Here is an 8,330-nt window from a genome sequence, read left to right as displayed (position 1 = left end):
GACAGGCCCCGCCCCGCGGGTGCGGGACGGGGCCGTCGGGACGGGCGGGATCAGCCCGCGGCCGTCGGGCGGAACCCCTCGGGCAGCCGGGCCGCCGCCGAGCGGTCCAGCAGCCAGAGGGTGCCCTCGGTGCCGTACGCGCCGGAGGCCGGCGCCTGGACCTCGCCGGGGCCGCTGAGGGCCAGCGCGACCGCGTCGGCCTTGTCCTCGCCGGCCGCCAGCAGCCACACCTCGCGGGCCGCCCGGATGGCCGGGAGGGTCAGCGAGACGCGGGTGGGCGGCGGCTTCGGCGCACCCCGGACGCCGACCACGGTCAGCTCGCCCTCCCGGACACCGGGGTGCTCGGGGAAGAGCGAGGCGACGTGGGTGTCCGGTCCGACGCCGAGCAGCAGCACGTCGAAGGCCGGGACGGCGAGGCCGGAGCCCGGGTCGGCGGCCTTGGCGAGCTCGTCCGCGTATCGCGCGGCGGCGCTCTCCACGTCGGAGCCGTCGACGCCGTCGGAGGCCGGCATCTCGTGCACCCGGGCCGGGTCCACCGGGACCCGGTCGAGCAGCTCGGCCCGGGCCTGGACGGCGTTGCGGTCCGGGTCGTCGGCGGCGACGAACCGCTCGTCGCCCCACCACAGGTCGACCCGCGCCCAGTCCACCGCGTCGCGCGCCGGGGAGGCGGCGATCGCGGCGAGCAGGGCGTTGCCGTTGCGTCCGCCGGTGAGCACCACGGAGGCGGTGCCGCGGGCGGCCTGGGCGTCCACGATGCGGGTGATGAGCCGGGCCGCCGTGGCGTGCGCCATCAGCTCCTTGTCCCGGTGCACCACCAGCTGCGGGGCCGCGGTCACGAGGAGCTCCGCTTGCGCGGGGCGGCCTTCTTGGCGGCGGCCTTGCCGGTCGCCGCCTTGCCCGCCGTCTTGCCCGTCGCCTTCGCGGCCGGGGCGTCCGGCAGCTTGGCGGTCACCCGGGCGGGGGCGGCGGTCTCGGCGGGGACGGCCTCCGCGGGGTTGGCGGCGGCCCGCTCCTGGGCGCCCTCGCGGTCGTGCAGCCGGTCCACCGGGGTGCGGACCGCGGTCGCGTAGATGTCGTCCGGGTCCAGCCGGCGCAGCTCCTCGGCGATCAGCTCCGCGGTCTCGCGGCGCTTGAGCGCGACCATCCGGTCCGGCGCGCCGGGCATGCAGAGCGTGCCCATCAGCCCGTCGGGCCGGTCGAGGACGATCTCGCCGTCCCGGGTGCGCATCCGCACCGCGGTGATGCCGGGGCCGGCCGTGACGATGCGCTCCACCCCGACCCGCAGGCGGTTGTGCAGCCACAGGCCGAGCAGCTCGACGCTGGGGTTGTACGACTCGCCCTCGACCACCACGCTGACGATCTTGGCGGGCCGCTGGTCCAGGGCGGCGGCCAGCATGGAGCGCCAGCCGGTGATCCTGGTCCAGGCGAGGTCGGTGTCGCCGGGGGTGTAGCTGGTGGCCCGCTGGGCGAGCTGCTCGACCGGCGACTCGGCGGTGACCGCGTCGGTGATGCGCCGCTGGGCGAGCGCGCCCAGCGGGTCCTTGGCCGGGTCCTGCGGGGCGTTCTCCGGCCACCACACCACCACCGGGGCGTCCGGCAGCAGCAGCGGCAGGACGACCGACTGGGCGTGCGAGGCGAGTTCGCCGTGCATCCGCAGGATGACGGTCTCGCCGGAGCCGGCGTCCGAGCCGACCAGGATCTCGGCGTCCAGGCGGGCCTCGGCGCGGGCCCGCGGCGAGCGCCCGGCGCGCTTGATGACGGCGAGGATGCGCGAGGGGTGCTCGCGCGAGGCGTCGCTCGCGGCCCGGAGGGCGTCGTACGCGCTGCCCTCGTCGGTCACGATCACCAGGGTGAGCACCATGCCGGCCGCGCCGGCGCCGCTCGCGCGGCGGGCCGCCATGAGCGCCGCGTTGATCTTGCCGGACGTGGTGTGCGTGAGGTCGATCTTCATGGCCGGCGCCAGCTCCTGCCGTCTCGTGCGAGCATCTCGTCCGCCTCGTCCGGGCCCCAGGTGCCCGAGGCGTACTGGGCGGGCTTGCCGTGGGTGTCCCAGTACCGCTCGATCGGGTCGAGGATCCGCCAGGACTGCTCGACCTCCTGGTGGCGCGGGAACAGGTTGGCGTCGCCGAGCAGCACGTCGAGGATCAGCCGCTCGTACGCCTCCGGGCTGGACTCCGTGAAGGACTCGCCGTAGGCGAAGTCCATCGTGACGTCCCGGACCTCCAGCGCGGTGCCGGGGACCTTCGACCCGAACCGCACGGTCACGCCCTCGTCCGGCTGCACCCGGATGACCAGGGCGTTCTGCCCCAGCTCCTCGGTCGCGTAGGAGTCGAACGGGAGGTACGGAGCCCGCTGGAAGACCACCGCGATCTCGGTGACCCGGCGGCCCAGCCGCTTGCCGGTGCGCAGGTAGAACGGCACGCCCGCCCAGCGGCGGTTGTTGATCTCCAGCTTGATCGCCGCGTAGGTGTCGGTCTTGGAGTTGGCGTCGATGCCGTCCTCGTCCAGGTAGCCCACCACCTCCTCGCCGCCCTGCCAGCCGCCCGCGTACTGGCCGCGGACGGTGTGCTTGCCGAGGTCGGCGGGGAGCTTGACGGCGCTGAGCACCTTGAGCTTCTCGGCGACCAGGGCCTTGGGGTGGAACGACGCCGGCTCCTCGATGGCGGTGAGCGCCATCAGCTGGAGCAGGTGGTTCTGGATGACGTCGCGGGCCGAGCCGATGCCGTCGTAGTAGCCGGCGCGGCCGCCGATGCCGATGTCCTCGGCCATGGTGATCTGCACGTGGTCGACGTACGACCGGTTCCAGATCGGCTCGAACATCTGGTTGGCGAAGCGGAGCGCCAGGATGTTCTGGACGGTCTCCTTGCCCAGGTAGTGGTCGATCCGGAAGACCTCGTCCCGGGGGAAGACCTCGTGGACGATCCGGTTCAGCTCCTGGGCGCTGGCCAGGTCGTGGCCGAACGGCTTCTCGATCACCGCGCGGCGCCAGGAGCCCTTCGGCGGGTCGGTCAGACCGTGCTTCTTGAGCTGCTGGACGACGGTGGGGAAGAACTTCGGCGGCACCGACAGGTAGAAGGCGAAGTTGCCGCCCGTGCCCTGGGCCTGGTCGAGGTCCTCGATGGTCTTGCGCAGGGTGTCGAAGGCCTCGTCGTCGCCGAAGTCGCCCTGGACGAACCGCATGCCCTTGGCCAGCTGCTGCCAGACCTCCTCGCGGAACGGCGTGCGCGCGTGCTCCTTGACCGCGTCGTGCACCTCCCGGGCGAAGTCCTCGTCCTCCCACTCGCGCCGGGCGAAGCCGACGAGCGAGAAGCCCGGCGGGAGCAGGCCGCGGTTGGCGAGGTCGTAGATGGCGGGCATCAGCTTCTTGCGCGACAGGTCGCCGGTCACGCCGAAGATCACCAGGCCGGACGGCCCGGCGATCCTCGGCAGCCGGCGGTCGGCCGGATCGCGCAGCGGGTTGGCGGGTGTCAGGGGATCGCCCTGCCCGACCTCGCCACCCTCGTCATCGGGAAAAGCAGGGGTGTTGCTCACTGGTGTTGGCTCCGCTCTCCGTGCGCTTGGTCGTGAGCAGGGTGGTCAGTTCTGGCCGTGCGAGGCGAGCGAGGCCGAGACGGTCTCCAGCAGCTCGTTCCAGGAGGCCTCGAACTTCTCGACGCCCTCGTCCTCCAGCAGCTGGACGACGTCGTCGTAGTCGACGCCGGCCGCGGCGATCGCGTCCATGACGGCCTTGGCGTCGGCGTAGTTGCCGGTGACGGTGTCGCCGGTGACGTCGCCGTGGTCGTCGGCCGCGTCGAGGGTGGCCTCGGGCATCGTGTTGACGGTGCCGGGGGCGACCAGCTCGGTCACGTACAGGGTGTCGGGGAGGTTCGGGTCCTTGACACCGGTGGAGGCCCACAGCGGGCGCTGGGCGTTGGCGCCGGCGCTCTCCAGGGCCTTCCAGCGGTCCGAGGCGAAGACCTCCTCGTAGGCCTGGTAGGCGAGGCGGGCGTTGGCCACGGCGGCCTTGGAGCGCAGCCCCTTGGCGTCGCCGCCGATCTTGTCGAGGCGCTTGTCGATCTCGGTGTCCACGCGGGAGACGAAGAACGAGGCGACCGACTCGATCTGGGAGAGGTCCAGGCCGGCGGCCTTGGCCTTCTCCAGGCCGGTCAGGTAGGCGTCCATGACCTCGCGGTAGCGCTCCAGGGAGAAGATCAGCGTGACGTTGACGCTGATGCCCTTGGCGATGACCTCGGTGATGGCGGGCAGGCCGGCCTTGGTGGCGGGGATCTTGATGAACACGTTCGGGCGGTCCACCAGCCACCACAGCTGCTTCGCCTCGGCCACGGTCGGCGCGGTCTGGTGGGCCAGGCGCGGGTCGACCTCGATGGAGACCCGGCCGTCGCGGCCGTTGGAGGCGTCGTAGACCGGGCGCAGCACGTCGGCGGCGTCGCGCACGTCCGAGGTGGTGATCATGCGGACGGCCTCGTCCACGGTGACCTTGCGGATCGCGAGGTCGGTGAGCTGGCCGTCGTAGGCGGCGCTGCCGCCGCCGATGGCCTTCTGGAAGATGGTCGGGTTGGTGGTGACACCGACGACGTGCTTCTCCTGCACCAGCTCGGCCAGGTTGCCGCTGTTCAGACGGTCGCGGCTCAGGTCGTCCAGCCAGATCGCCACGCCTTCGTCGCTGAGGCGCTTCAGAGCGTCAGTCATGGTGCTTCATCCTCTTGTGTCGTACGTCTGCTGTGGGGTCGTCAGACGGGCCGGGTACCCGATGTGCGGTCGGATACCCGGCCCGGGGATGCTCAGCGGGAGACGGCCTCGACCGTGCGGAGCGAGGCGCGGGCGGCGTTGGCCACCGCGTCGGCGGTCAGGCCGAACTCCTGGTACAGCACCTTGTAGTCGGCGGAGGCGCCGAAGTGCTCCAGGCTGATGATGCGGCCGGCGTCGCCGACCAGCTCGCGCCAGCCCTGCGCGATGCCGGCCTCGACGGAGACCCGGGCACGCACGTTCGGCGGCAGCACGCTGTCGCGGTACGCCTGGTCCTGCTCGTGGAACCACTCGACCGACGGCATGGAGACCACCCGGGTCGGGATGCCGTCGGCCTCCAGGGCCTCGCGGGCCTGGACCGCGAGCTGCACCTCGGAGCCGGTGCCGATCAGGATGACCTTCGGCGAGGCGCCGGAGGCCTCGGCCAGCACGTAGCCGCCCTTGGCCGCGCCCTCGGCGGAGTGGAACACCTCGCGGTCGAAGGTGGGCACGCCCTGGCGGGTGAGGGCGAGGCCGACCGGGCCGGGGTGGCTGGTCTGCCGCTCCAGGATGGTCCGCCAGACCACGGTGGTCTCGTTGGCGTCGCCGGGGCGGACGACCGAGAGGCCCGGGATGGCGCGCAGCGCGGCCAGGTGCTCGACCGGCTGGTGGGTCGGACCGTCCTCGCCGAGGCCGATCGAGTCGTGCGTCCACACGTAGGTCACCGGGAGCTTCATCAGCGCGGCGAGGCGGACGGCCGGGCGCATGTAGTCGGAGAACACCAGGAAGGTGCCGCCGTAGATGCGGGTGCGGCCGTGCAGCGCGATGCCGTTCATGATCGAGCCCATGGCGTGCTCGCGGATGCCGAAGTGGATCGTCCGGCCGTACGGCGAGGCGCTCTTGAGCGGGTTGCCCTCCGGGAGGAAGGAGGACTCCTCGTCGATGGTGGTGAGGTTGGACTCGGCGAGGTCCGCCGAACCGCCCCACAGCTCCGGGATGTGCGCGCCGACGGCCTTGAGGGTGTCGCCGGAGGCCTTGCGGGTGGCGACGTCCTTGCCGGCCGGGAAGACCGGCAGGGCCTTCTCCCAGCCGTCGGGCAGCTCGCCGATCTGGATCCGGTCGAACTCGGCGGCGCGCTCCGGGTTGGCCTCGCGCCAGGCGTGGTAGCCCTTCTCCCACTCGGCGCGGGCGGCCTTGCCGCGGTGCACGACCTCGCGGGCGTGCTCGACGACCGCCTCGGAGACCTCGAACGTCTTCTCCGGGGAGAAGCCCAGCACCTTCTTGGTGGCCGCGATCTCGGCGTCGCCGAGCGCGGAGCCGTGCGCCTTGGCGGTGTCCTGGGCGTTCGGCGCCGGCCAGGCGATGATGGTGCGCATCGCGATGATGGACGGCCGCTCGGTCTCCGCCTTGGCGGCCTCCAGCGCGGTGGCGAGGGCGTGCACGTCGATGTCGCCGTCGCTCTTGGGGGTGATCCGCTGGACGTGCCAGCCGTAGGCCTCGTACCGGCCGAGGACGTCCTCGGAGAAGGCCGTGGCGGTGTCGCCCTCGATGGAGATGTGGTTGTCGTCGTACAGCGCGACCAGGTTGCCCAGCTTCTGGTGGCCGGCCAGCGAGGACGCCTCCGCGGAGATGCCCTCCTCCAGGTCGCCGTCGGAGACGATGGCCCAGATGGTGTGGTCGAACGGCGAGGTGCCGGCCGGCGCCTCCGGGTCGAACAGGCCGCGCTCGTAGCGGGCGGCCATCGCCATGCCCACCGCGTTGCCGACGCCCTGGCCGAGCGGGCCGGTGGTGGTCTCGACGCCCGCGGTGTGCCCGTGCTCGGGGTGGCCCGGGGTGCGGCTGCCGGCGACCCGGAAGGCCTTCAGGTCGTCCAGGGACAGGCCGTAGCCGGACAGGTACAGCTGCGTGTACAGCGTCAGCGAGGTGTGCCCGGGGGACAGCACGAAGCGGTCACGGCCGACCCAGGCCGGGTCGGTGGGGTCGTGGCGCAGGAAGCGCTGGAAGATCACGTACGCGGCGGGGGCCAGCGACATCGCGGTGCCGGGGTGGCCGTTGCCCACCTTCTGCACGGCGTCCATCGCGAGGACCCGGGCCGTGTCGACGGTCCGCTGGTCCAGTTCGGTCCATTCGAATGCGTTCGTCGGCGTGGTGCTCACCCTGTCTCAGGGCTCCTTCCATGGTGGTGAAGAGTGACCCCGTGAAGGGGACCGGGTCGGCCACGTCGCTGTGGTCCTGACGCTTCGATGGTGCCGGTCACGGAGGGTTGATCCCGCTTCTCTGTGCGAGCCTACCGCCCTGGAGCGCCCTCACCCTGCGTGCCGGGACAACCGGGGTGGCGGCACGGGCATTCCCCCGGGGGCGGCCGCGCTCCTCTGTCCTACCCTCACGCGTCCGGGGGCCGTGCGCCCGTCCGAGGGGCAAGACGGGGGAGCCGGCGGCCGGGCGCTGCCCGATCTGCGGCGATTCACCCGCGGGTGTGCGGCTCGGCTCGCCGGGGCCCCCCGGGGCCGGGCGGGACATATGGAGCGTCTAAGGTGGCGTGGTACGCGCAGAGCGGACGCACCGGAGCCCACGGGCCCAGGGGACGCCTGTGGAAGTTCATCGTGAGTTGGGGTGTTCGTGACCGCCGTCGAATCCCGCCCCGCCGGGGCGGTCGGGGCGACGCCTGCGCACCGGCCGTTCGGGGCCCGTGTCGGGGCATTCGTCGCACTGACCAAGCCTCGGATCATCGAGCTGCTGCTGATCACCACCGTGCCGGTGATGTTCCTGGCGCAGCGCGGGGTCCCGGATCCGCTGCTCGTGCTCTGGGTGGTCGTCGGCGGCTACCTCTCGGCCGGCGGTGCCAACGCCCTCAACATGTACATCGACCGCGACATCGACGCGGTGATGTCGCGCACCGAGCGCCGGCCGCTCGTGACCGGCATGGTCTCCCCGCGCGAGGCGCTCGTCTTCGGCATCGCCCTCGCGGTCGGCTCCACCCTCTGGCTCGGCCTGCTGGTGAACGCCCTGGCGGCCGGCCTGGCACTGGCCGCCCTGCTGTTCTACGTCTTCGTCTACACGCTGGGCCTGAAGCGACGCACCGCGCAGAACATCGTCTGGGGCGGCATCGCCGGCTGCATGCCGGTCTTCGTCGGCTGGGCCGCGGTGACGAACTCGCTGTCCTGGTCCGCGCTGGTGCTCTTCCTGGTGATCTTCTTCTGGACGCCGCCGCACTACTGGCCGCTGTCGATGAAGGTCCGCGAGGACTACGCCAAGGCCGGCGTCCCGATGCTGCCGGTCATCCGCGGCAACCTGGCGGTCGCCCGCCAGATCGTGGCCTACTCCTGGGTGATGGTCGCCGTCTCGCTGGCGCTGTGGCCGCTGGCGCACACCAGCTGGCTGTACCCGGTGACCGCGGTGGCGCTCGGCGCGCTCTGGCTGAAGGAGGCGCACGGGCTGCACGCCCGCGCCAAGGCCGGCGTGGTGGGCGCCAAGCTGAAGGAGATGCGGCTCTTCCACTGGTCGATCACCTACCTGACCCTGCTGTTCGTGGTCATCGCGGTCGACCCGTTCGTGAAGTAGCCCGACGCTGCGACGACGAGGCCCCGGGGCGTGCGCCCCGGGGC

General features: G+C 72.4%; 6 protein-coding genes. 1 reads left to right on the top strand and 5 read right to left on the bottom strand.

Annotated elements, in window-relative coordinates; translation table 11 throughout:
• Positions 1 to 50: 50 nt before the first annotated feature.
• The 5 genes from pgl to tkt all read right to left on the bottom strand — a co-directional run bounded on the left by pgl (position 51) and on the right by tkt (position 6,881).
• Positions 51 to 836 (bottom strand): 6-phosphogluconolactonase, encoded by a 786-nt coding sequence (gene pgl / locus ACFV0G_RS29245; protein ID WP_380554494.1) that lies wholly within the window; start codon positions 834 to 836, stop codon positions 51 to 53.
• Positions 833 to 1,951 carry a glucose-6-phosphate dehydrogenase assembly protein OpcA gene (opcA, locus tag ACFV0G_RS29240; RefSeq protein ID WP_380554491.1) on the bottom strand — a complete coding sequence of 373 codons (1,119 nt, stop codon included), beginning with the start codon at positions 1,949 to 1,951 and terminating at the stop codon, positions 833 to 835. The genes pgl and opcA overlap by 4 nt, the downstream gene beginning before the upstream one ends.
• Entirely contained in the window at positions 1,948 to 3,471 is a 1,524-nt protein-coding gene (zwf, locus tag ACFV0G_RS29235) for a glucose-6-phosphate dehydrogenase (RefSeq protein ID WP_380554497.1), read from the bottom strand. The genes opcA and zwf overlap by 4 nt, the downstream gene beginning before the upstream one ends.
• A gap of 105 nt (positions 3,472 to 3,576) precedes the next feature.
• The gene (gene tal, locus ACFV0G_RS29230) at positions 3,577 to 4,689 is read right to left on the bottom strand and encodes a transaldolase (RefSeq protein ID WP_380554488.1); all 1,113 of its coding nucleotides are present in this window, start codon (positions 4,687 to 4,689) and stop codon (positions 3,577 to 3,579) included.
• A 92-nt stretch (positions 4,690 to 4,781) separates the two neighbouring features.
• On the bottom strand, positions 4,782 to 6,881 hold the full coding sequence (gene tkt, locus ACFV0G_RS29225) for a transketolase (protein ID WP_380554485.1): 2,100 nt from the start codon (positions 6,879 to 6,881) through the stop codon (positions 4,782 to 4,784).
• Between the two features lie 463 nt (positions 6,882 to 7,344).
• Here tkt and ACFV0G_RS29220 point away from each other — a divergent pair, with 463 nt between their 5' ends.
• Positions 7,345 to 8,286 (top strand): heme o synthase, encoded by a 942-nt coding sequence (locus ACFV0G_RS29220; RefSeq protein ID WP_380554482.1) that lies wholly within the window; start codon positions 7,345 to 7,347, stop codon positions 8,284 to 8,286.
• Positions 8,287 to 8,330 lie beyond the last annotated feature (44 nt).

Origin of the sequence: Kitasatospora sp. NPDC059571 (assembly GCF_042735675.1) — a bacterium.
Classification (GTDB): Bacteria; Actinomycetota; Actinomycetes; order Streptomycetales; family Streptomycetaceae; genus Kitasatospora.
The sequence above is the reverse complement of the archived record's forward strand: the minus strand, read 5'-3'. Positions and strand labels throughout refer to the sequence as shown.